Source organism: Paenarthrobacter sp. 10L412, assembly GCF_056395565.1.
Genome location: NZ_JBFTJT010000004.1, coordinates 241553 through 264991 on the forward strand (window position 1 = coordinate 241553; position 23439 = coordinate 264991).

The window sequence follows — 23439 nt, forward strand, 5'->3', positions numbered from 1 at the left end:
AAGCTGGCAAGATGGACCCATGCGTATCCTCATCGCCCCGGACAAATTCAAGGGATCCCTGACCGCCGCGGAAGCCGCATCAGCCATGGCCGAGGGCGCACTGCGCGTCTATCCGGACGCTGTAACCACCCAATTTCCCGTAGCTGACGGCGGCGAAGGCACACTCGACGCCGCCATCGCCGCTGGCTACGAAGAGCGGAACCACGCCGTTGTGGGTCCAATTCTCAAGCCGGTGGGAGCTTCCTGGGCCATCCGCAAAGATTCCTTTGGCGGAGCCACGGCCGTCATCGAAACCGCCCAGGCTTCCGGTTTGGCCTTCATGGAGCCCACGCCCGAGAATTCGTTGCGCGCCCACAGCTACGGCTGCGGACAGCTCATCGCTGCGGCGCTCGACGCCGGGGCCACCGAGATTGTGTTGGGGCTTGGCGGTTCCGCAATGTCCGACGCCGGTAGTGGCGCCTTGCGTGCGCTGGGACTCAAGCCCGTGGACGCTGCCGGAAATGTGGTGCCCCTCGGCGGAGGTTTCCTTGCGGACGTCGTTGCCTTGGATGTTTCCGGGCTGGATCCGCGGCTTTCGCAAGCCAAGTTCCGGATCGCCGTCGACGTCCAAAACCCGCTGTTCGGCGCGGACGGTGCCGCTCATGTTTTCGGCCCCCAGAAGGGAGCCGACGAAGATGCTGTTGAAAGGCTCGACGCCGGTCTTCGTAACTGGGCGTCGCTCCTTCGGGAAGCCACGGGCAGGGACGTCAACGTTCCGGGAGCCGGAGCGGCAGGCGGGTTCCCGGCGTCGTTCCTTGCCTTTACCGACTCCGCGCTCGAAGGCGGCTTCGCGCTGGTCGCCGGGCTGACCGGCTTGGCTTCGCACCTCAGCGAGGCGGACCTCGTGATTACGGGCGAGGGTTCCATGGATGAGCAGTCACTCACCGGTAAGGCGCCCATCGCCTTGGCCGACGCCGCAAGCGTGCACGGCATTCCCGTGGTCGCTGTTGCAGGCCGAATCACGGTCACACCCGAGGATCTCGCCAAACACGGGATCGTGGCAGCGGCCCAGTTGTTGGACGTCGCTCAGCGCAAGGACGGTGTTCCGGACGTCGCCGACGCCGTTGCCAACGCGGCCAAGTACGTTGCGTGGGCTACCAGCCAGGTGCTTGAGGGGGCGTAGCTTCTTCGTCGCTGGGTTCGTCCCTGGGCCGGACTACTGCCTGTAGCCTTCGACTTCGCTGATCGGGCGGGGTTCGGCATCGTCGGGATTCTCACCAGCCTTCTTCTTGGCCCGCCTTTGGCGGAGCAAGTCCCAGCACTGGTCGAGTTGAGCCTCCAGCTGGGCCAAGCGGGCGCGGCTGCTGTCGCCGTCCACATCGTCCTCAATTCCGCCGCCCACCGCTGCATCACGCAGCCGGTGTTCCTCTTCCACGAGTGACTGAATCCGTTCCAGAAGATCCTGCTCGTCCATGGTTCACTCTCCTTGGTTCACTTGGTAGTTGCTTATACAGAACGTAGTCCGGCTGGCGGGGTGCGTCTACGGGTGGCCGACGGCATACTTGGGACATGAAATTCACCACGACCATCGTCGGCGATGGCAACAAGGCTGGCATTGAAGTTCCTGAGGATATTGTTAGTGCGCTCGATGCCGGCAAACGGCCCCCGGTAGTTGTAACCATCAACGGCCAGAGCTATCGCAGCAGCATTGCGGTGATGGGTGGGAAATACATGGTGGGTGTCAGCTCCGCGAACAGGGACCTGACCGGCGCGTCCGCGGGCGACACCGTGGACGTGGATCTGGAAGTGGACACCCAGCCGCGTGTGATCGAGGTTCCGGACGATCTTGCTGAGGCACTTGAGGCTGAGCCCGAGGCCAAGGCCTTCTACGGAACGTTGAACTACAGTGCCCAACGCCGATACGTGGAGCCGATCGGGGACGCCAAGACCGAGGAAACGCGGGCTCGGCGGATTGCGAAGGTTGTTTCGGATTTGAAGGCGGGGAAGAAGTAGCATCCTGGCTGCCGGTCCCGCGCGAGGTGCTTGCCGCCGTCGTCCGTTCGGGCGATAGGCTGGACTTTTTGGATCGTTGGGGGACAGCAGAGTGGTTTATGACCGAGAGCGTGACCTACGTGATGACGCCGTGTACGCCGAGCATAAGGATGCTGTAGCGCACGGCGAGAAACGCGTACTGCGCAGGACCAGCACGGGTGAGCTTCACAGCTACCCTTCGGACGAGATCGGGTTTACGCCCGGGCGGGGGCAGGCGCAGGTCAGCACCTGGTGGGGAATGGCGATTCTGGCCGCATTTGGGTTCGCGGGATTTCTTGGTGCGTTTGTGATGTTCCTGGACCCCGTGTGGCATGGAGAAGGGCCTGGATGGGGTGCGCTATGGCTTATGGCCTTTGCGGCATTTATCGCTTGGTACGGGTTCAGCCTAAGCAGGGATGAGTACCGGGCAACCCGGCGTCGCAAGGAGCGGGGCTCACCCAAGCCAGGTACAGGGAGCGTGGATGTGGATCTGCTGGAACTGGGTAGCCAAAAGTGATCATGTTCCGGAAGCGCTTGCTCGGGGCCCTCAGTATCGTTGCCATGTCCTTGGTCCTGACGGGCTGCTTGGGGGACTACTTTGCCCCCGAGGACCGGTCTTCCGTGCCCGTGGCTGGCGAGTTCGATCACCTCACCGAAAGCGGGGTGGAGCGAATCAAGTCGCGGGGATCCGCGAGGTTGGACATGATTTCCGGACGGCTCGAAAAGGAGGTCGTCGGCCTTCCCGCTGATACCGCGTACGGTCCCACAATCCTCGCCAAGGATGGACGCATGATCGAAATCAGCATCGCGGGACCTGATGGGGACGTCTCTGCGAGCTCGGACACCTTGCGATTCAACACTGTCTCTACCCGCCCGGACTTCAGTGAGGCCACCTACTTCCTGAGGGCTGGCAGCTGGGACGAGCTCGTAAAGTTCATTCACGACGGCGTCGCGCGCTACGGTATCGATGCAGACGCGGCCGGGCGATGGATTGAAAGCATCGGCGGCAAGGAGGCGGAAACCAGTAACTATGCCCTTGGCCCGGGTACATCAACAGGTTTGGCAGTTACCTACGACCTTCGCTACGACGGACCCAAAGGCCAGCGGGTCATCATCGTCCATGTGAATCCTGTCCAGGATCTGAAGGACTAGTTGCCGCGCCAGGACTTTGCCGCGCCGTCGGGCGTATCAGTCTTGGCGTCGGCTGTAGGTGCTCACGACGTTGCCCTTGCTCGTGGCGTACTGATCCTCCAGAACGAGCCGGCTCAGTGGGTCGCCGTCCTCGAAGAGTCGCCGTCCACTACCGGCCACGACGGGGTGGGTCATGAGGGTCAACTCATCAAGGACGCCCGCGAACAGCAGTTGGCGTACCACGGAGATACTGCCGCAGACTGCGATCTCTCCACCGTCACGCCCCTTCAGGTCGGTGACGAACTGCTCCAGCGGGCCATCGATGAGGTGCGAGTTTTCCCATTCGAGGGGCTCGGACAGGGTGCGGGATGCGACGAACTTCTCCACGGGGTTGATGAACGCGGCAAAATCTTCGTCTTGCGAAGCGTTCGGCCAATATCCGGCCCACTCCTGGTAGCTGATTCGGCCTAGAACCACCGTGTCCACAGTGTTGATCATCTTTGTCAGTCCCTTGCCCAGCTCGTCGTCGAAGCTGTCGAACTGGAACTTGAACGGGTCCTGAACAACGCCATCCACAGAGTGGAACAGGCCGGCGGTAACTTTGCGCATACGTGCCTCCATAGGTTCTCAGGCCCAAGTTGCTACATCGAAGCCACATGTCGGCTTTACTAAGACCTTAGTCCTCAGGTCGGCAATCGATGATGAACTCCATCAGCGAGGTCGCGTTGGCGTCCAGGAAGAGAGTGATCAGGTGCTGGTTAAACTCGAGCCGACGACTGTAGGGAATCGAGATTGCGTCGTGGCCTGAACTCAACAAAATCCCATTCATCATGAGCCGGGACGTTCGTTTGTTCCCGTCGAAGTAAAACTGGTGGCGGGTGCCGAAGCAGAAGTACGCAACGGCTCGTTCAGCAGCGTCCTCGATGGTTTCAAGGTGAGCAAGGCCCAATTCGTACTCGATACGGAGCGCTTCCCCGCTGTCCTCACAGCCAGTCGACTTGAACGTGCCGTATTCGCCCAGGTTGACTGTGCCGCCACCGCGGACTGATCCTTCGCCTCGGAAATGCCCTGCCTCGATGGCTTCGTGCGGAGCCACCAGACCGTGGATTCGGTCGGACACACTCTTGTGGGGCTTGAACGTTCCATCCTGCACCAGGTCATGGAGCATTCTGGTTGAATCAGCCAGGGCGAGCACCTGCTTCTCGTCGTCCAATCTGTGTCCGCCCACTGTGACCCCTTCGAGCAGCGTCTGAACTTCGGGAAGCGTATATGGATTTCCTTCCAAAGCCGCTGCGTCCCAGACGTGTCCGGCCAGCTGATTCTGGAAACGCCCTAGGGCTCTCGGCACTTCCATGGTGGGCATCGATCGCCAAGGCACCGCGCTGGAATCCCATGTGAATCCAAGGTCCGCGAGTCGGTCAGCGGATGTCGCATTCGGCGGGCTTGGGGGCGGCTCGGCAAGCCTCTGCGATGGGCGCTTCTTGTACCGGTTTGATCCGATTCCCCAACTGCCCTCAGTCATTTGCTTCCTCCCAGTCCTGTGTCAGTTCCTCGGCCTGCTCCCGTGTCTCGGGCATGCCGTAGCAGTCCAAAATGACTTGGATAGGGTCCACCCAAACAATGCCTTCATCGTTCCAGGCGCCAGCTTGGCTGTTTTCATCCAAAGGCAAGAGAATCACATCTTGTGCAGTAGCTCCGGGCTGGCTGATGACGTTTCCGATCCGTCTGGGTTCCTCGACATAGAGAATGGTTGGCCCGTGCGTTTGGTGCGCTCCGATACGGGCAGCTGCTGGCGCGCCGCTGACCGCCCAGCCTTTTCGGGTGGCGGCTGCCGCAGAGCAGATTCGCAGGAGGCCCCAGTCGGAACTTGCTGTCACGACTCCTGGCCGGCACCGTGGTGGTGCGGCGATGCCAGCCTCCCTCGCAAGCGACCGGGGCCGCGCTGATCCGTCCCGGCTCGCCCAGCGTTTCAAGGTGGAGCTTGTTTCGGCATCGGCGGGAGGGGCAAATGCGTCATCAAGAATTGCCCTGGCGGATTTCAGTGCGTGAGGCACGCAAAGTGGTTCCAGGCGGGGAATGAACTGAAGGCCCACGGCGGCCAGTATCCTTGTCGCCATTCCGATGGTCGGATCGACGTCGCCCTTCTCGATCCGGGTGATGGTGGAGGCGGAAACTCCAGCTCTCCGCGCTAATTCGGTGCGGGTGAGTGACGAATCGCGGATGGCCTCCCTGACAAGGTGTTGCATATATGGAATTATGACCTTCGTCTTGCATAAATGCAATGAATTCTGCAGATCCTGCATATATGCAAGGTCGTGGAGGCCAGCGAACGATCGTTCCCGCCCAACGCAAGTGCCGCCGTCGTACTTTCGTGAAGTACGACGGCGGCACTCGCCTTTTGTGCGTCTGTCCGCCGACCCGCTAAGCGGTCTGGTCGGCGTGCTGGCCCTCGGAGATTTCCTCTACTACCTTGCTGTTGAACGCCGGGAGGTCGTCCGGATTCCGGCTGGTGACAAGGCCTTGGTCCACGACGACTTCTTCATCGGTCCAGTTGGCGCCTGCGTTCTTCAGGTCGGTTTGGAGCGTGTGATACGAGGTGACGTTGCGGCCCTTGACCACGCCCGCGTCGATCAGGATCCACGGTCCGTGGCAGATCGACGCCACCGGCTTGTGCTGCTCGAAGAAGGCGCGCGTAAAGTTCTGCGCATCCTTGTCCACGCGGAGGTGATCGGCGTTTATCACGCCGCCGGGGAGTACCAGGGCGTCAAAGTCCGATGCATTGGCATCGGCGACTGCGAGATCGACGTCGAAGGTCTCACCCTTCTCCACGCCGTTGAATCCCTGCAGCTTTCCCTTTGAAAGTGCCACGAGCGTTGGCTGGCCGCCAGCATCCTTCACGGCTTGCCATGGGCTGGTGAGTTCGACCTGCTCCACGCCGTCCGTCAACAGAAAGGCGACCTTCTTGCCGGCGATGGTGTGTTCTGACATTGTTCCTCCTCCATTGCGCGGCGGGTTCATCTGCCTTGCCTGAGGGCGTAAGCCGCCGCTGTGAGAGTTGTTTGTCTGACCTGTTCAAGCCTAGGGAAGGTCATTTTAGTAAGCAAGCTGAGTATTCAATTTCGGTTCGACCTTGTTGAGGCTGGCGTCCCCGACGGCCCACGTATCGCGCTGCTGGTGATCGTGGCCCTGGGGATTCTCTGTGTTCAGGTTGTTGCCGTCTGCGGGTGGCGTCTGCTCACGATAGTGCGCCGCGGAACGGGCCTAGAACATAGCGTCGATTTCCTTTGCTAGTTCCTTTGGATGATCCAGGAAACCCATGTGCCCGCCGGGTATGGTCCTGCGGCTGACTCCGGCATGGGAAGCTATCCACTCAGCGGCTTCGACGAAGAAAGGCGCAGTCTGTTCGGCGCTGAGTACGGCCAAGGGCACACTCAGTTCTGACAAGGCATCAGGCTCCGGTCGCCAAGACGCAAAGGCTCCGAACTCCGCTTCCAGCAGGACCTTGGCGTTGGTCCGGAGTCCGTCGATCAACTCCGGGGTCAACCGGGCTGCGGCATCGCCTGCAGCGAAGCGGACGAATGCCTCGGCGCCGCCAGCGAGTCCATCGGCATCTACACCCGCTGCGATCACCGGCTGCACGGTGGCCATTGCCTCGTCGGGATTGGTCAGAACGGACAGCAGAGCCGGCTCATGCAGTACGGCGCCCGTAAAGCGCTCCGGAGACTTCAGAGCGGCGGCCAGTGCAATCAATGCCCCCGTGCTGTTGCCAAAAACAACGCACGGCTCGGTTCCCAGTGATTCCAACAGGGCAACAGCGTCGCCGGCCTGCGAGGGCACTGACGTTTCCGCCCAATCCCGGCGCTGCGGGCTGCGTCCGTTATTCCTGCGGTCATAGGCGATTACCGCATGGTTTTGGGCCAACAACTGGGCAAGTTCAGCGTATTGCCTGGCATCGCCTCCAGCGCCGGGGACCAGAAGCACGGGCGTCCCATGACCAGTGACTTCAACGTGAAACGTGGCGCCGTTGGCCTCTACCAGAGCGGTCTCATCAGTGATTCTCATTGCCTTCACCTTTCCTCGAGGGTGGATTACCCTTCCCCTTCATTGGACGCCCGAGTGGGACCTGACGTCCAAGACCGCTATGGACTCGGACGATCACAAATTCTTATGATGGCTCATGGAGATCCGCCAGCTCCGGAGATTCCTTGTGCTCGCAGAGGAACTGCACTTTGGCAAAGCCGCGGCCCGGCTCCACATAGCCCAGCCGGCACTGAGCCAAGAGCTCAAAGCATTGGAAAGAGGCCTGGGGCTTCGTCTTCTGGACCGGACACACAATCACGTTGCCCTCACAGAGGCAGGGCGGCGTCTTCAAGAAGAAGCGTTACAAATCATCCAGGCTCATGATGCGGCAGCAGCAGCCATGGAAGAACTTCGCAGCCCCCCGCCTGCCATGCTGAATCTGGGCGTCGCTGTGGGCGTGGCCTACTCGCTGCTGGCGGAGTTGCTGAGCGGCCTTGGTTCCGGAGGGCCAGCTCCGGAGATAAACGTTCATCCTGCGGCAGCAAGGGAAGGGGTGCAGAAACTTCTTGAAGGCGAGTTCGACGCTGTCTTCATTCACGCTGTGCCGCCTCACGACGAACGGCTCGGTGTCCTGACCCTGGAAACTGAGCCAATGGGGGTCGCGCTTCCGGCGGGCAGCAGCCTCGCCAAGCTAGCGGCGATCAGCCCCACGGATCTGAGTGGCCAGGCGTTGATCTGGTTGCAACGCGACGGCGATCCTGACGTCCGCGAGCGGGTACTGAATTTGCTGGTGGATGGGGGAATGATTCCGGGTCCGCACCGCTGGTCACCGAGTATCGCTACCACTATGAGCCTGGTGGCTGCCGGCCTTGGCGTGTCCTTCAAAACGCCGCACCAGGTGGTGCCAGGTGATCCGCCCGGCGTCGTGTGGCGCCCGTTCGTCGGGGTATCCCTCCCCATGCCGACTGTTCTGGTCTGGCTCCGGAACGGCGCCTCGCCGCTGACCGCAGAGCTCGTCGATCATGCTCGGCACTACGTCGTGGCGAAAACATAAGGCGCGCGGGATCGTGTGGTTGGCAACGAACCGACGACCAGGACAATCATGATGTTGATTTCACCTAGGACGCTTTGGCGATGGTCATGTTGGCCCCTATGAAACAGGCCTGGGCTTCATCACTGTAAGGGTCAAAAGGAAGATGATCCTTTAAGGTGCTTCCTCCGCTTCCTTCCGAGCCGATAGCCTCCCTAAGATCCTTGAGTGAGAAATCCGAACCGATCAGGCCCTTGGTTTCAAGGCACTTGTGCGCGATTTCATATGGGTTCCCCAACAGTTCGGGGTTTCCTTGTTGAATGCCGAAGAGCTCACCGATCTCGTTGGTTGTACCCTGCTCGCACTTGATCACGATCGACATGGCAGATTCCACGGATTCCCCATCTGACAGGGGCGTGTTCTCAGTCCGGTAAAGACCGTTGCTAAGTCGAGTCAACGTGACTGGCTTGCCGGAAGTCGCCATGCACTGTGCGAAGCGGCTGTACGCCTGGTCATAGTCCGCTTGCTCGATTCGTCCTGAAACTTTGGCTCTCTCGAGGACTTCCCTGTCGAACTCTTGGAGGCTGGGATCGTCGAGTGCCGTGACGACCAATTCAGTGAAGTTGTCCGCAATGTGTCGACGCTCGGAACTTCCTTGGTCGCCGCCTGAGCAGGCGACAACCAAGGAGAGCACGCCAGCGACGACGAGCACAGATGCGAATGATCTGGTATTCGTCGGCTTTATCAATTTGAGGCCCTGTTAGGCGATGCGAATCGGTAGGCCTTGTGCGTCCAGCTATAGCCGTTGACGTGACCAACAGAGTACGACCACCAGGGCTCGCCGTAGTGCCGGGTATTGCCAAGATGAGCCACCGACTGAAGTCGCTGGCTATTGTTGAAGATTTCTGCCTCTGCGTGTGCATTCCCCCAATCTGACCAATTGTTGGTAATGCCACTAACTGCTGCCGGTGATGATCCTGCATCGGAAAGAGCAATTCCTCCGGCAGCGGCAGCAGCGGCGGCATCAGAAACAATATTTTTAATGAGATGAGAACTCAAAAATTCCCCAATATTCGGCCAGAGCCTTGCGCCCCGGATAGGAAGTGTCTACCAAGGCAGATTCGATAACACAACTGAAAATCACGGTTTTCAGGTGACATCATCCTTCAAGCGGAGCCCATTAGCTTTCAAGGGCGTCCTATCGGGACAATTAAGGACCTGATTTCAGCGGAATTAGCAGCTCGTTTAATCAAAAAGTGATTTTCATCACGTTTTGGGTGCTGAAGATGTTTATCATTGCCAGTTAGTTCCCTTCCATCCGGCTTTCGGTCGGTCAATGGAAGTCCAATCCCTAAGTTCACCAGCCGCCTCGTAGGTCCGACGCTAGGCGCTGCCCGACTTAGGTGAGGGCCGCCGTCGTGGTGGTTGGTCCCGGTGCCTGCGGCCTCGACTCCCGGAGCTGCGCTGGATATGTAAGCTGGCGCTGTGGGTGGTTTCACATTGAAACAGCTGGAGTATTTCGTGGCATCGGTGCAGACGGGGAGTCTCAGCGGTGCCGCCAAACTGTGCCACGTTTCCCACGCGGGCATTTCCAATGGGCTCAACGAATTGGAGCGCACTGTGGGAGCCCAGCTGCTTGTTCGGCGGAAGGCGAAGGGCGTCGTCCCCACATCCGCAGGCCGGGCGATGCTGCCCTTGGCGCAGAACATTCTCAGGGACGCTGCGGGCATTGACCTCCTGGGGCAATCCGGGCAGCAAGAGCTCACGGGGGAACTGGTGGTTGCTTGCACGCTGGCTTTGTCTCCCATGCTCATCCCGCTCATAGCATCCGTCTTTGCTGAACGGCATCCCCGCGTTGACCTGGTCTTTCGGGAAGCGACGGGGGCAACAGTGCTGCAAGCGGTCAGGGAAGGCCAGGTGGACGCTGGCCTTGTCTTCCAACGTCAAATGCCCGATGACTTGGAGTACATCAGCATCTGCCCTATTCGCGTAAAGGCAGCTCTGGCTGCCAACCATCCGCTGGCAACACGGGCGAGCATCTCGCTTGGCGAACTGGCTGATGAACCGGTGATCACGCCAGACGGGCCAGCCCTCCAAGCCATGCTGGCCGTGATGCACGAGGCGGGCGTAGAGCCAAACATCCGCTGGACACTTTCGAGCCCGGAGACGATCCGGGCGATGGTGGCCCGGGGTTTTGGCTATTCCCTCCTCTATGTTTTTCCGCCTGAGTCCGAATCCGGCAATCCGGCCATCGTTGCTGTACCCATCAGTGATCAGCTTTCGGGAAATGCCCTTGTCATGGCCCTCCCACCGCGAGGACGGCATTCCCGCAAGGTGGACAAACTTGCGGAGATTCTCCACGGTGATGCGGTCAGATCCTCGATTGGCTGATTTGTGGTCCAGTCTCGCGAGCCTGGCTCTATTGCAAGCTGAGCTTACATTTATGGCCAGTTATAACCGTTTTACAGGGGTGACTGGAGTCACAGAAACTGGAGAGACAAAGGCGGGAAACGTCACCGTAGACGCCTATCCGCACTGGCCGAACCGCGGCCGGGAATCCAGCAGCGCGTCCCTCACCCGTCTCCCTCAGGAGGGCATTCATGACAATTGAAAGCAAACCAACCAAACTGGGAACCGCCGAAATTTCGTCGGATCTCCAGCTGCCCGCATGGGGTACCTTCCACAGGAACCCACATCGTCTTGTTGGGGACGCAGGGCGGGCCCATACCTGGTGAACGGGCGGCTACTTCCAGTGCCCTGGTTGTGGACGGCAGTATTTACATCGTCGACGCCGGAAGCGGCCTGCCCGTGCGATTCTCCGAAGCTGGCCTCCGGTTCGACCGGGTAAAAGGAATGTTCATCACCCACCTGCATTCGGACCACTATTCGGACTACTTCAATTTCTTGATGCTCAACTGGACCAACTGGAACTCGGACGAGCAGCTCATCGAGTTGTTTGGACCGGGCCGAGCTTCAGCCAACGGTCCCGAGAATTCAGACGTGCCGGGACTCCCCGATTTTGCGAATACCCCAGTCGTAACTCCCGAGTTGCCCACGCCAGGTTTGCGTGACATGACGGAGTTGCTGATCCGGGCAAATGCCTACGACATCAATGAGCGTCTTCCTTCCACGAGGAGGAGGAACGGACGGGCTCTGGACTTCACGGGCGTGTATGGACCACCGATGTTCACAGCAAATGACATCCCCGTTCCTGGCCACGCAAGCGTGAGCAACCCGGCGCCGGAGATTGATGGGTTCCTCATCTATGAGGACGACAAGGTACGGGTAACAGCCACCCTGGTTGACCACCCACCGGTGTTTCCAGCATTTGCTTTCCGCTTCGATACCCAACACGCGTCTGTCGTCTTCAGCGGAGACACCAGCCCGTGTGCCAACCTCGTCGGGCTGGCCCAAGGTGCAGATGTGCTGGTCAACGAAGTCATGGCTGTCGAGCACGCGATCGAGAGATTCAGGGGAACACCAATCTACTCCACCATGGCTCACCAATTCCTGAGCGCGCATACACCCTTAGTCGGCAGGGCAGCGGGAGACGGCTTACCGGAGATACCTGGCGTGGGCACCGTGGCGAGGATGGCCAACGCGAAATCCTTGGTCCTAAACCATATTTATCCAGGTGACGGCAGCGTTCCTGACCAAGAATTCTTGCGCGGAGCCGCATCGGAATTCGAGGGCGTTGTTGTCGTTGGCAGGGATTTGCTTTCCATCGATGCATCGAAGATTGCCTCGGAGCATTCCATCGAGTGGCGTCTTCCAGCTGATCTGCCCCTAGGCTGAGCTGCTTGCATGCCCGCCGCATGCAGATCTACTTCAACAAAAAAGACGCAGGGTCCGAAAGCCCGGCGCATCAGCACCCCTTCAACGACGACGGGGCTCCTATCTTCAGGAGAAGTAAATGAAAACCATCCACACAGACGGTCCATCAACGATCAGAGTCAACAAAGCCGTCATAGCTCTAGCCTTCCTTGCAGTGCTGACGGACGGCTTCGATACAGCAATACTCGCCATGCTTGTGCCGCACCTCGCTCAAGACTGGGGCACAACGGCAGCGGCCTTCACATATCCACTCGTGCTGACCAACGTAGGTGTGGTCGCTGGGTACCTCTCATGCGGTGCCCTTTCGAAACATCTGGGGCAAAAGCGACTGCTGGTGTTAGGCACAGCGCTCTTCGGCTTTGCCACTATTCTCAGTGCCGTCACCCTTCCCTTGGAGTCAATGGCAATTCTGAGCATCACGCGCGGCGTCACTGGCCTGGGCCTCGGTGTTGTCCTCCCGATGGCAGTCATCGTTGGCACACAAAACGGGCCGGAGGGTAAGCGTCAACCTCTTGCGGTTATGGTCACCATGGGACTGATCAGCGGAGCCACTGTTGCTGGTTTCACGGGTGGGCCCATGATCGAGGGCCTTGGCTATAGTGGCGTCCTCTGGGTTTCGGGACTCATGCCGCTCGTGGTGGCGGTCCTCCTTCAGATATGCGTCCCCTGGGCCTCCGACAGGCTGGTTAGCTCAAAGCCGGGCGCCCCGAGGACAGGCATTGCGGCTATTTTCGCCGGCGACCATCGTCGGGCCACCCTCCTGCTTTGGGTTGCTACCTTCCTCGTTTTCACTGTTACGTACACCCTCAAATCGTGGTTGCCCACTCTTTTCGGGGACTACGGGCTCTCCAAATTCGACTCGGGATTGGGTTTGGCCTATTACAGCCTTGGTGGTGTTGTTGCCGGGTTGGTCGTGATGCTGTTGTCCGCGAAGATCGGCACGGCCCGTGGCTTGGTTCTCATGTCGGCCATCGGCGCGCTCGCCACCGTGGCACTGGCGACGTTACCGGTCGGGACGCCGGCATTGATGGCCATAACGCTTGTGGCCGGAGCCGGAATTACAGCGGGCTCAATTGGTCAAACAGCCATCGCCGTGTCCATTTATGAAGCTTCGGTGCGAACCACAGGCGTCGGGTGGTCTGCGGCCTGTGGACGAATCGGTTCCATTCTGGGTCCTACCGTGGGTGGCATCCTGCTTGCACTGGCCTGGCCAGCCCAGAATATCGTCCTACTTCTGGCTGCACCCATCGCTATCACTACAGTCTGCTGGTTCATACTGCCCAGGCTTTCCAACCGGGTCGGGAAAGGTGGCGGCGCGGCACCAGAACTGATGAACGAAGCCGGCGGGCCTGTTGTGCGCGACCGCTCGGGGTCGTAGGCTCGCCACTTATTACCGCTGAGGGGTGGTCGGGAGACCACCCCTCAGCTGCCCGGTTCGCCGTTCGTTGCTCTGCTACCCCTACTTCCCCTTCTTCCCGCCCCGCTTAGCCGCCGCGTTCATCGCCGACTTCACCGCAGGCGGCAGACCCGCCGTCTCGGTTTCCGGCTCAGCGACGGTCCCGCGCCAGCGAGCCAGCCCCCTCATGCCGTGGTAAATCACCAGCGCGGCGGCAGACCCCAAAGCAATCCCGGTGAACTTCAGCTCGCCAATGGTCCACGTGTAATCAGCAATCCCGATGATCAGGGCAACAGCAGCCGTGGTCAGGTTGATCGGGTTGGAGAAGTTGACCTTGTTCTGCACCCAGATCTTCACGCCGAGCACACCGATCATGCCGTACAGCATGGTCGCCGCACCGCCGAGGACACCGGGCGGTACGGTTGCGATCAGTTCGCCGAATTTAGGGGAGAAGCTCAGCAGGATGGCGAAGATACCGGCCACCCAGTAGGCCGCCGTCGAGTAGACCTTGGTGGCGGCCATGACGCCGATGTTTTCCGCGTAAGTCGTGGTACCGGAGCCGCCGCCCAGGCCGGCAAGTACGGTCGCGGCGCCGTCGGCCATCAGCGCGCGTCCGGAGACGCCGTCGAGGTTTTGACCGGTCATCGCGGCCACCGACTTTACGTGCCCCACGTTCTCAGCCACCAGCACCAACACCACCGGCACGAACAGCCCCACAACGCCGATGTGGAACTCGGGCGTCTGGAACAGCGGCAAGCCCACCCATGCGGCGGCGTCCATCTTTCCGTAGCTGACCTCGCCGCGCATCATCGCCACGAGATAGCCCACCACCACGCCCACGAGAATGCTCAGGCGACCCAGGATTCCGCGGAAGAGCACGCTGACCAGGATGATCGTGACCAGCGTGATCAGGGCGGTGACCGGTGCGAGGTCGAAGTTATTCTTGGCGGCAGGCGCCAGGTTAAGGCCGATCAGTGCGACGATCGCGCCGGTGACGATCGGCGGCATGAGCCGGTTGATCCATTCGGCGCCGAACTTCTGGACCACGGCACCAATAAGGGCCAGCACGACGCCGGCAAGCACCACGCCGCCCAGAGCGCCACTAACGCCGTACTGTTGCTGGGACGCCATGATCGGGGCGATGAACGCGAAGCTCGAACCCAGGTAGCTGGGCACGCGGCCCTTGGTGATGATGAGGAAGAGCAGGGTGCCGATGCCCGAGAAGAGCAAGGTGGTGGCGGGCGGCATGCCGGTGATGATGGGGACCAGAAAGGTCGCGCCGAACATGGCGACGACGTGCTGCATGCCGATGCCAATGGTGAGGGGCCAAGCCAGCCGCTCGTCGGGTGAGACCACGTGGCCGGGGCGGACCGACTTCCCGTTGCCGTGGAGCTTCCATTTGGTGCCGAGCATGCTCATGGCGGGCCTTCCTCAGAAGAATGTTGGGATTCGGTGCAACATTACCGCCATTGTGGGGCGCGCTCTACGCGCCTCGCGCGCTGTTTGGCACGCAAAGCGGGCCTCGCAACGCAGATCCTGCAGGAAGACTGTGCCCAACGTCACGGGCCGTCACGGGAAGAGGACATGTGAAGTTGAAGTTGCAACCATGGAAAGCAGAAGCGCCTGGCCATCCCGAAGGCCCGGGCCCAGCGAAAGGTTTACGAATGACGATCGCCCACGAAGAAGCAGTCATTGACGCCGCAGCAGTCGACGCCATTTTTGCCGAAGCCCGCACCGCCAACAGCTTTGCCGGTGAGGTCACCGACGAGCAAGCCCGCGCCATCTACGAGCTCACCAAGTTCGGCCCAACGGCCTTCAACTCCCAGCCCCTCCGCGTGACCTACGTCCGCTCGGACGAGGCCCGCGCCAAGCTGGTTGACGCGCTCTCCAAGGGCAACCAGGCCAAGACCGCCTCGGCTCCGCTGGTCGCCATCCTGTCCTACGACACCGACTGGCAGGGTCAGTGGGACAAGTTCCTCCCTGCCTACGGCGCCCCCAAGGCCATGTACGACGCCGATCCCGCTTTCGCCGCTGCTACGGGCAACAACAACGCCCACCTGCAGGCCGGCTACTTCATTCTCGCCGTGCGCTCGCTCGGTTTCGCGGCTGGCCCGATGACCGGCGCTGATTTCGCTGCCATCGACGCCGAGTTCTTCCCGGCCGGCGACCAGAAGAGCTTCCTCGTGGTCAACATCGGCCAGCCCGGTCCGGATGCCTGGGGCGAAGCCAAGCCGAAGTTTGCTTACGAAGAGGTTGTTCGCACCGTTTAGTCTTTCCTGCTGTTCCGCCGATGCTCTCGTACATGATGTGCGAGAGCATCGGCGTTTAAGGGGCAGGATGTGAGAGAAGATCCGGGGGGTTGGATGTTCTATCACATCCTGCGGCTATTTCAGCATCCCTCTCGCAGATCCCGTCAGATCTGACTCGCTGAGTGGCAAACTATGCCTATGCGGAACCTCATCTGGGTGGCATTTACGGAGCCCGTGCGGCCGGGGCTGGTGTTTCCGCGCAGCGACTGGCCGCTTCACATCACGTTGTTAAGGTTCGACGTCGGAACTGACGTGAGTGCCGACGTCGCCGATGTCCTCGCGGACCTGGCCGAAGCGCCAGTCCAGGGAGCCCTCGGAACGCAACTGACCATTGGGGAAGAAGCGGGCTTTGGCCACATGGGGTCCATCCCCGTGAGCTTGGTGGAACAAAACCCGCTGCTTCAAGGCCTGCACGAGGAACTCTTCGATGCCGTGGTCAGCGTGGGCGGGCGCATCGCTACGCCGAACTACGTCCTTGAACGCTACCGACCGCACATCTCGCATCACGACGGCAAGCGCCCAAAGCCGGGAGACGTCGTCGTGCTTGACCAGGTGGCGCTGGTGGACATGGCGCCGGAAGGCAACCACACCATCCGGCGCATCCTCAGACTCTGGACGCAGGACGCTGCAGAGGCTGAGGACTCGCAAACCGCCTGAACCTAAGCAATAACCCCATCCACCAAAGCCTTGGCTTCCTCCTGCACCTTGGCCAGGTGATCGGCGCCCTTGAAGGACTCCGCGTAGATCTTGTAGACGTCCTCGGTCCCGGAGGGGCGGGCCGCGAACCAGGCGTTCTCGGTAACAACCTTCAGGCCGCCGATCGAAGCGCCGTTGCCGGGGGCTTCCGTGAGCTTGGCGGTGATGTCTTCGCCAGCCAATGAGGTGGCCGTAACGTCCGCGGCGGAGAGCTTGCCCAGCTTGGCTTTCTGCTCGCGCGAAGCGGCGGCATCAATACGGGCGTAGACCGGCGCGCCGAACTGGTCGGTGAGTCCCTTGTACAGCTGCGACGGCGATTTACCCGTGACAGCCGTGATTTCCGAGGCCAGCAGGGCCAGGAGGATGCCGTCCTTGTCCGTGGTCCAGACGCTGCCGTCGCGCTTGTTAAAGGAGGCGCCAGCCGATTCCTCGCCACCGAAAGCACCCTCGCCGGACAGCAGGCCAGGCACGAACCACTTGAAGCCGACGGGAACTTCAACCAGCTTGCGGCCGAGCCCTGCAGCGACGCGGTCGATGATCGAGGACGAAACCAGCGTCTTGCCCACAACGGACGCGGGATTCCAGCCACTGCGGTTGCGGTACAAGTAATCGATGGCCACGGCAAGGTAGTGGTTCGGGTTCATGAGTCCACCGTCCGGCGTGACGATGCCGTGGCGGTCGGCGTCGGCGTCGTTACCCGTGGCCACATCGTAGGCGGCGGTGCCATCCGCACCCACAGACATGCGCTTGATGAGCGACGCCATAGCCGACGGCGAGGAGCAGTCCATGCGGATCTTCTCGTCCCAGTCCAGGGTCATGAAAGCCCACTGGGGGTCGACGGTGGGGTTGACCACCGTGAGGTTGAGCTGGTGGCGCTCACCGATCTCGCCCCAGTAGTCAACGGAAGCGCCGCCCATGGGATCGGCACCAATGCGGACACCGGCGTTGCGGATCGCGTCAAGATCCAGGACGGACGGGAGATCGTCAACATAGCTGCTGAGGAAGTCGAACTTTCCAGTGGTGTCCGCATTCAAAGCATCGTTCAACGGAATGCGCTTGACGCCCCGGAGGTCGTTCTCAAGGAGCTGGTTGGCGCGTTCGGCGATCCAACCCGTGGCGTCGGTGTCAGCCGGGCCGCCGTGCGGGGGGTTGTACTTGAAGCCACCGTCGCCTGGCGGGTTGTGGCTGGGCGTGACAACAATGCCGTCAGCCTGCGGCGTTCCCGGCGCGGCTTCGCGGTTGTACTTGAGGATGGCGTGGCTCAGTGCGGGCGTGGGTGTGTAGCCGTGGCGCGCATCGACGAGAACTGTGACGCCGTTGGCCGCGAGGACCTCCAGCGCGGAGTTCTGCGCGGGCTCGCTCAGGGCGTGGGTGTCGCGCCCGATGAACAGCGGCCCGGTGATGCCCTGGCGGCCGCGGTATTCAACGATTGCCTGCGTGATCGCGAGGATGTGCGGTTCGTTGAACGAGGACTTCAAGCTGGATCCGCGGTGGCCCGACGTTCCAAACGCCACGCGCTGCGCGGGATCGCCCAAATCCGGGGTGACGTCGAAGTACGCGTCCAGCAGGGCTGTGATGTCAACAAGGTCTTGGGGAAGGGCAACTGTGCCCGCTCGGCTAGCCATGTCGTCCAGCATGCCAGACCACCCCGTCGGCTGACAGCAAATGTCCCGGGATCCGGCCCCTGTGACGCAGAATGGCGGCGATGTGGCGCCGGATGAGCCAAAGATTTACCTCGCGTTTACGAGCGGCGGCTTTAGTGGGAGGATTCCGCCCTGTCGCGCGCCCTGACATGGTGGGGAACCGGAAAGCGGGTTGCCTTATGCGGCGCACCCGGCGGCGGTAGGGTGGGAAACAAAGACTTAGCGAGGGGGATTCCCATGTCAGATCAACCATCCAAGGGCAACGAGGACAAACCGGCGGGCTACGAACCGCCGCAGTACATCCCGCCCGCCGAATTCAGCGCGCCGGAGCAGAGCTCACAGACGCAGCCGCTTCCGCCGTACGATCAGGGCGCATACACGCAGAACGCCCAGGGCCAGAACGACTTCTACACGCAGCCGCTCCCGCCCACAAGCCAGAGCCAGGGCGCGTCGGGTCAGAGCGGTGCCAGCCAGGGCCCGTACACACCGGGTGATTACAGCCAGCCGAGCCCCTCGCCCTACGGCCAGCCGCCGAGCCCTTATAACCAGAGCCAGTACAACCAGGGCCAGTTCAACCAGGCCCCGTACCAGCAGCAGCCCTACGGCCAGCAGAACCCGTACGGCCAGCCCGCGTATTACGCCATGCCCACCCAGCCAAAGGGCCTGAGCATTGCGAGCATGTGCTGCGGCATTGCCACTTTTATTGGCTTCGGGTTCTTCATCCTGCCGCAGATCGCAGCCGTGATCCTGGGCCATCTTGCCCTCAACCGCGAACCCGCAGGCAAGGGCATGGCGATTGCCGGCCTGATCATGGGTTACGTCGGCGTGGCGATCACGGTGGTCGTCTTGATCTTCTTCTTCGCCGCGATCGGGGCTTCGAGCAGCAGGTACAACTACTAGCGCTCCCCGCGGCCCTTTTAAGGGCCGCAACTGTACACAAACGCGCACGACGGCGACCCTTACGTCAGGTGGGAATCCCACCAAACGTAAGGGTCGCCGTCGTTATTTAGTACAGGGTGGGTTGGTCACCTGGCGTGAGCGACACCCGAATTCCTAAGCGACACCCGAATGTGTGAGCGACGCAGCAACGGACCAGCGCTGCCTGGATGTAGGCGGCGCTGATCCGTTTGCGTGTCGGCGTTGGTCCGGCGGAGGCCCGTAGGCCAGCTACCGCACCCCGCCCATCAGCTTCTTGATAGCCGGGGATCCAACAGCGAGGGCTAGAGCCAACACCACAGCCACGCCGCCAATGCCCAGGAAGTACGGGAGTTCGTCGTCGGGGTTGTAAAGGCCGGCAAGGATGCCTGCCAGGGTGGTGCCCAGGGAGACGGACAGGAAGAACAGCGCCACCATCTGGGTGTGGAATGCCTGCGGGGCGAGTTTGGTGCTCACGGACAGCCCAATGGGGGAGAGGAAGAGTTCCGCGAGGGTGAACAGGAACAGGATTCCCACCAGTGCCAGCAGAGGGGTTTTGCCCTCGCCAGCCAGCGGGATGAAGCAGAGGAAGGCCAGCCCCATGATGAGCAGGCCCGCCGAGAATTTCAGCGGGGAACTCGGCTGCTTGGCACCCAGCTTGGTCCACAGGGCAGCCATGACGCCGGCGAAGATGATGATGAACACCGGGTTGATGGACTGCACCCATGCGGCGGGCATCTCCCAGCCAAACAGGTTGCGGTCCAGTTTCTCCTCGGAGTACACGGCGATGAACGTGAACTGCTGCTGGAACAGCGCCCAGAATGCGGCCGATGCGATGTACAGCGGGATGAAGGCGAGCACACGTTTGCGCTCCAAACCTGTGACCTTGGGGCTGCGGAAGATCAGGAAAAGATAGATCACGGATGCGCCGATGGCGGCGTAAGCCATGCTGCGTGCCAGGTTGTCGGCGTTAACGGTGCCTGTGCCGAGGAGTACGCCGATCACGATCAGGATGCCCAGGAAGATCAGCCCGTAACGGGTGCGGTCAGCAGCCGGGAGCGGGTTGAGGACGCGGTGCGCTTCCTCGGGGAGCTTGTTGCGGCCCAGTGAGTAGATGACCAGGCCGATCGCCATGCCCACCGCCGCTGCGCCGAAGCCCCAGTGGAAGCCGTTGCTCTCCTGGAGCCAGCCGGTGACCAGCGGGCCGATGAGTCCGCCGATGTTGATACCCATGTAGAAGATGGAGAAACCGGCGTCGCGGCGTTCGTCCTTCTCGCCGTACAGGCTGCCGACCAGCGCCGTCGCGTTGGCTTTCAGGCCACCGGAGCCGATACCCACAAGTACCAGGCCCGCGATCAGTCCGGGAATGCCGGGCAGGAGGGCCAGCGCGATGTGGCCGGCCATGATCATGAGGGCCGAGCCGAAGAGGACCTTTTCGGAGCCGAAGATACGGTCAGCAAGCCAGGCGCCCAGGATGGTGGACAGGTAAACGCCGCCGCCATACGCGCCAACCAAGCCGGCGGCGAGGCCCTTGTCGATGGACAGTCCGCCTTGGTCCGCGGTGAAGTACATGTAGTAAAGCAGGATGCCCTGCATGCCGTAGAAGGAGAATCGCTCCCACATCTCCACGGAGAAGAGGCTGGCCAGCATCTTTGGGTGGCCGAAGAATGACGTATCGCCCGATGGTTTTTGGGGCGTAGCCGTGGTTAGAGGTGTGCTCATTTCCTCAATGCTGGCATTGACTGCGGGCATTGTCACATCGAAAGGTGCCCATGGCAACCACTTTCCATATGGTAGACAACAGCCCAAGCCCGCTTACTGAAAGGCCTCCAGAACCGCCGCCAGCTGAAGAAGCTGCAGCTCAGAACCAGGTTTACCGATCACCTGGATACCCATCGGCAGGCCAGTCGTTGTCACATGGAGGGGGATGCTGATCGCCGGCAAGCCGCACACGTTGACCATGGAAGACCATGGCGCGTACTCGCACTGTCTTCTGTAATCCTCGTCCGCGTCACCGGCCCATTCACTGGGCCACGGTTCGCTGCTGTGGCCGCCGCCCGTGAACCAGCCGATCGGGCGCGGTGTCTGCGCCAGCGTGGGCATGAGGATGACATCCCACTCCGCGTATTGCGCGATCGTGTCGTGCTCGAACTGCCGCAGGAAACTTAGGGCTTCATTGACCTTCAACGCGCTGCGCTGCTGCGCACGACGACGAAACGTCCGGGTGAGTGGGGTCAGGAGCGCCTCGCGCTGGGGTGCGATTCGCGCACTCCCGACGCCGGCAGTCCAGGCTGCGGTGAACGCCTCCGGGTAGCGGTTGTCGTAGCGGATCTCCGCTTCCGCAACACGGTGCCCCGCCTCCTCAAGCAGCTTGATTCCCAGCGCAAGGGCGTCCGAAGCTTCCTGTTCCACCTCGAAAGGGAAGACTCCGGCCCATGGGCTATCCAGGCTCACCCCCACTTTCAGGGGCGTTGGCGCCTGGTCAACATCGGCGAGATATCCGCCGTCGGGCGCTTGTTCGCGGGGGACCAGCGCGTCCATCAGCAGGGCAGCGTCCGCCGCCGTGCGCGCCAGCGGTCCGGCGACCACCAATTTAGCTGCGTCGCCAGCGCTCGCTCCGGATGGCACCACGTCCCGCCCCGGTTTGAGCCCCACCAGTCCACAGGCACCGGCCGGAATCCGGATGGAACCGCCGCCGTCGGTCCCAGGAGCGAACGGAACCATGCCAGCTGCCACGGCCGCAGCGCTTCCGCCCGACGACCCGCCAGAGCTTCGGCTTGAGGAATGGGGATTGCGCGACGGCGGTGCGATGCGGTTTTCGCTGTACGCGGTGAGTCCGAACTCCGGAACCTGAGTCTTGCCCAGCGAGATGCCGCCCTGGCCTTTCAAAGTGGCAGCGAGGGCGCCATCCTCGGGCGCAGGTTTGTGCTCCAACGCGGCACTGCCGTGCGTAGTGGGAATGCCTGCCACGTCGGTGAGGTCCTTAAAGGCCAAGGGCATGCCATGCAGCAGCGGCAATTCCGAAAGGCGGCCCTCGCGACTCAGTTTCGAATGGAGATTGTCTGCCCTGCTGGCGTCGGCCATCGCTTGCTCTGCGGTAACAGTAATGAAGGCGCCCAAGTGCCTGTTGCGGGCCTCGATGACGGACAGGAAATGGGTGGTCGCCTCCCTCGCCGACAGCTCGCCGGATGCGAGGACATCGCGAAGCTCCACAGCGGTGAGGGCTTCCGGGGAAAGATCAACCAAGGAAACGAGACTCCAACCGTTCCTCCACAGCGATGGCGTCCACGCTCTCGCCAGCACCCGCGGTGACCCGGAAAGCAGCCTTGTTCTTGACTTCGGACACCACCTCCACAAGTTCGGTGCCCCGGTAAACCAGCCCCACGCCGTCGTCGGTGCAATGCGCCTCGCCCAGCGTGCCGTTGGCTACAAGCTTGTGGATGGCGGGAGCGCGGCGGGGTTCGGAATCGTAGTGGACGCCGTTGGCGTAGGGAAGGAAACCAAGCGCGTTGGTCACGGGCTGCAATTCAGGGCCGAAGGAGTCCGTCACGCCGCTCTTGAACCAACAAATGGAACCCGCGGAAACGCCAGCCAGGACCACGCCGCTTTCCCAAGCCTTCCGCAAAATTCCATCCAGGCCGTGTGCCCGCCACACGGCAAGCAGGTTGACCACCGAACCACCGTGGACCCACACCACGTCCTGCTCCAGAAGATGCGCTACGGGGTCCTCAATATTGGGCATGGTGAAGAGGTTCAGATGTGCGAAGTCAAACCCGGCAATGCGGGCTGCCTGATCCATCTCTGCCGCCCACCAGCGTTGGTCACCTGATGCCGTACCAATGTGGGTCACACGTGGTGCGCGGCCACTTACCCCGGACAACTCCACGGCGTAGTGCATGAGGTGGTCGAACTCGATGCGGGTCCGGCTGCCTGGCTTGTAACCGCCGGATGTTGCGAGGATGATGGGTTGGCCAGCCGCCATGGTCCTGCTCCTAACAGCCGATTCAAGGGAGTCTTTGCGTCCCAGTCTTAGTGCCGCAACCGCGGGACGCAAGCGACGTCCCGCTTCGCGGCCGCTGCGACTAGGCTGGATGATGACCTGAATCGATGGGAAGGAACCGCCATGAGCGACTTCGAAACCGTGCCTGTGGGCGATATTCCGGCTGATGCCAGCATCCTGGACGTTCGTGAGGACTATGAATGGGTTGCCGGACATGTTGAGGGCGCACGGCATATCCCCATGGACCAACTGCCGGCCCGCCTGGATGAACTGGATCCCGACGACGACCTCTTCGTCATTTGCCGTACCGGTGGTCGTTCATTCCGCGTCGTCCAATGGCTGGTGGGCCAAGGCTACTCAGCGGTGAACGTAGCCGGTGGCATGGATATGTGGTTCGAAGCCGGCCGGCCAATGGTGTCGGACAACGGCCTCAAGCCCGTGGTTCTCTAACCTCC

General features: G+C 61.5%; 24 protein-coding genes. 12 read left to right on the top strand and 12 right to left on the bottom strand.

The features are described 5' to 3' along the window. Positions 1-19: 19 nt before the first annotated feature. Positions 20-1162: a glycerate kinase gene (locus AC1DD7_RS06305; RefSeq protein ID WP_477514260.1), complete on the top strand. Its 1143-nt coding sequence runs from the start codon at positions 20-22 to the stop codon at positions 1160-1162. Between the two features lie 33 nt (positions 1163-1195). Here AC1DD7_RS06305 and AC1DD7_RS06310 read toward each other — a convergent pair whose 3' ends face one another. After that, on the bottom strand, positions 1196-1453 hold the full coding sequence (locus tag AC1DD7_RS06310; RefSeq protein WP_431117397.1) for a DUF2630 family protein: 258 nt from the start codon (positions 1451-1453) through the stop codon (positions 1196-1198). 95 nt (positions 1454-1548) lie between these two features. Here AC1DD7_RS06310 and AC1DD7_RS06315 point away from each other — a divergent pair, with 95 nt between their 5' ends. From AC1DD7_RS06315 to AC1DD7_RS06325, 3 genes are all read left to right on the top strand, one after another. Further along, positions 1549-1992, top strand: a complete 444-nt coding sequence (locus AC1DD7_RS06315) for a YdeI/OmpD-associated family protein (RefSeq protein ID WP_477514261.1) — start codon at positions 1549-1551, stop codon at positions 1990-1992. 91 nt (positions 1993-2083) lie between these two features. Continuing rightward, on the top strand, positions 2084-2527 hold the full coding sequence (locus tag AC1DD7_RS06320; protein ID WP_477514262.1) for a hypothetical protein: 444 nt from the start codon (positions 2084-2086) through the stop codon (positions 2525-2527). Positions 2528-2571: 44 nt separating this feature from the next. Next, the gene (locus tag AC1DD7_RS06325; protein ID WP_477514263.1) at positions 2572-3162 is read left to right on the top strand and encodes a hypothetical protein; all 591 of its coding nucleotides are present in this window, start codon (positions 2572-2574) and stop codon (positions 3160-3162) included. A 36-nt stretch (positions 3163-3198) separates the two neighbouring features. Here AC1DD7_RS06325 and AC1DD7_RS06330 read toward each other — a convergent pair whose 3' ends face one another. The 5 genes from AC1DD7_RS06330 to AC1DD7_RS06350 form a co-directional block, all read right to left on the bottom strand. Then, positions 3199-3750, bottom strand: a complete 552-nt coding sequence (locus AC1DD7_RS06330) for a dihydrofolate reductase family protein (protein ID WP_442005201.1) — start codon at positions 3748-3750, stop codon at positions 3199-3201. 67 nt (positions 3751-3817) lie between these two features. Next, positions 3818-4663 carry a Fic family protein gene (locus AC1DD7_RS06335; protein WP_477514264.1) on the bottom strand — a complete coding sequence of 282 codons (846 nt, stop codon included), beginning with the start codon at positions 4661-4663 and terminating at the stop codon, positions 3818-3820. Next, the gene (locus AC1DD7_RS06340; RefSeq protein WP_477514265.1) at positions 4656-5387 is read right to left on the bottom strand and encodes a helix-turn-helix domain-containing protein; all 732 of its coding nucleotides are present in this window, start codon (positions 5385-5387) and stop codon (positions 4656-4658) included. Before AC1DD7_RS06340 ends, AC1DD7_RS06335 begins: the two co-directional genes overlap by 8 nt. 175 nt (positions 5388-5562) lie before the next feature. Next, positions 5563-6129, bottom strand: coding sequence for a type 1 glutamine amidotransferase domain-containing protein (locus tag AC1DD7_RS06345; RefSeq protein WP_477514266.1), 567 nt, complete (start codon positions 6127-6129; stop codon positions 5563-5565). Between the two features lie 273 nt (positions 6130-6402). Continuing rightward, the gene (locus AC1DD7_RS06350) at positions 6403-7203 is read right to left on the bottom strand and encodes an alpha/beta fold hydrolase (RefSeq protein ID WP_477514267.1); all 801 of its coding nucleotides are present in this window, start codon (positions 7201-7203) and stop codon (positions 6403-6405) included. Between the two features lie 115 nt (positions 7204-7318). On the opposite strand from AC1DD7_RS06350, the gene AC1DD7_RS06355 reads away from it, so the two are divergent. Beyond that, positions 7319-8215, top strand: a complete 897-nt coding sequence (locus AC1DD7_RS06355) for a LysR family transcriptional regulator (RefSeq protein WP_477514268.1) — start codon at positions 7319-7321, stop codon at positions 8213-8215. A gap of 64 nt (positions 8216-8279) precedes the next feature. On the opposite strand, the gene AC1DD7_RS06360 is transcribed toward AC1DD7_RS06355, so the two are convergent. Further along, on the bottom strand, positions 8280-8903 hold the full coding sequence (locus AC1DD7_RS06360; protein WP_477514269.1) for a hypothetical protein: 624 nt from the start codon (positions 8901-8903) through the stop codon (positions 8280-8282). Positions 8904-9676: 773 nt separating this feature from the next. Between AC1DD7_RS06360 and AC1DD7_RS06365 the strand changes: the two genes are divergently transcribed. From AC1DD7_RS06365 to AC1DD7_RS06375, 3 genes are all read left to right on the top strand, one after another. Next, complete coding sequence (locus AC1DD7_RS06365; protein WP_477514270.1) at positions 9677-10582, top strand: LysR family transcriptional regulator; 906 nt, start codon at positions 9677-9679, stop codon at positions 10580-10582. Positions 10583-10891: 309 nt separating this feature from the next. Continuing rightward, positions 10892-11986 (top strand): MBL fold metallo-hydrolase, encoded by a 1095-nt coding sequence (locus tag AC1DD7_RS06370; protein ID WP_477514271.1) that lies wholly within the window; start codon positions 10892-10894, stop codon positions 11984-11986. A gap of 118 nt (positions 11987-12104) precedes the next feature. Then, a complete protein-coding gene (locus AC1DD7_RS06375) occupies positions 12105-13403 on the top strand; it encodes an MFS transporter (protein ID WP_477514272.1) in 1299 nt (432 codons plus the stop codon). An 81-nt stretch (positions 13404-13484) separates the two neighbouring features. Here the strand turns inward: AC1DD7_RS06375 and AC1DD7_RS06380 are convergent, their stop codons facing one another. Further along, positions 13485-14840: a uracil-xanthine permease family protein gene (locus tag AC1DD7_RS06380; RefSeq protein WP_477514273.1), complete on the bottom strand. Its 1356-nt coding sequence runs from the start codon at positions 14838-14840 to the stop codon at positions 13485-13487. A gap of 245 nt (positions 14841-15085) precedes the next feature. Here AC1DD7_RS06380 and AC1DD7_RS06385 point away from each other — a divergent pair, with 245 nt between their 5' ends. Both AC1DD7_RS06385 and AC1DD7_RS06390 read left to right on the top strand, forming a co-directional pair. Next, positions 15086-15691, top strand: a complete 606-nt coding sequence (locus tag AC1DD7_RS06385; protein WP_477514274.1) for a malonic semialdehyde reductase — start codon at positions 15086-15088, stop codon at positions 15689-15691. Between the two features lie 177 nt (positions 15692-15868). Beyond that, positions 15869-16387, top strand: coding sequence for a 2'-5' RNA ligase family protein (locus AC1DD7_RS06390; protein ID WP_216924279.1), 519 nt, complete (start codon positions 15869-15871; stop codon positions 16385-16387). Positions 16388-16389: 2 nt separating this feature from the next. Here the strand turns inward: AC1DD7_RS06390 and pgm are convergent, their stop codons facing one another. Further along, positions 16390-18051 carry a phosphoglucomutase (alpha-D-glucose-1,6-bisphosphate-dependent) gene (pgm, locus tag AC1DD7_RS06395; protein ID WP_477514275.1) on the bottom strand — a complete coding sequence of 554 codons (1662 nt, stop codon included), beginning with the start codon at positions 18049-18051 and terminating at the stop codon, positions 16390-16392. Positions 18052-18306: 255 nt separating this feature from the next. On the opposite strand from pgm, the gene AC1DD7_RS06400 reads away from it, so the two are divergent. Beyond that, positions 18307-18969 carry a DUF4190 domain-containing protein gene (locus tag AC1DD7_RS06400; protein ID WP_477514276.1) on the top strand — a complete coding sequence of 221 codons (663 nt, stop codon included), beginning with the start codon at positions 18307-18309 and terminating at the stop codon, positions 18967-18969. A 267-nt stretch (positions 18970-19236) separates the two neighbouring features. On the opposite strand, the gene AC1DD7_RS06405 is transcribed toward AC1DD7_RS06400, so the two are convergent. The 3 genes from AC1DD7_RS06405 to AC1DD7_RS06415 form a co-directional block, all read right to left on the bottom strand. After that, positions 19237-20736, bottom strand: a complete 1500-nt coding sequence (locus tag AC1DD7_RS06405) for a peptide MFS transporter (protein ID WP_477514277.1) — start codon at positions 20734-20736, stop codon at positions 19237-19239. A gap of 63 nt (positions 20737-20799) precedes the next feature. Then, positions 20800-22230, bottom strand: coding sequence for an amidase (locus tag AC1DD7_RS06410; RefSeq protein ID WP_477514278.1), 1431 nt, complete (start codon positions 22228-22230; stop codon positions 20800-20802). Next, entirely contained in the window at positions 22223-22966 is a 744-nt protein-coding gene (locus AC1DD7_RS06415) for a Type 1 glutamine amidotransferase-like domain-containing protein (protein WP_477514279.1), read from the bottom strand. The genes AC1DD7_RS06410 and AC1DD7_RS06415 overlap by 8 nt, the downstream gene beginning before the upstream one ends. Before the next feature lie 141 nt (positions 22967-23107). Here AC1DD7_RS06415 and AC1DD7_RS06420 point away from each other — a divergent pair, with 141 nt between their 5' ends. Next, positions 23108-23434 carry a rhodanese-like domain-containing protein gene (locus AC1DD7_RS06420; protein WP_224094571.1) on the top strand — a complete coding sequence of 109 codons (327 nt, stop codon included), beginning with the start codon at positions 23108-23110 and terminating at the stop codon, positions 23432-23434. Positions 23435-23439: the final 5 nt, after the last annotated feature.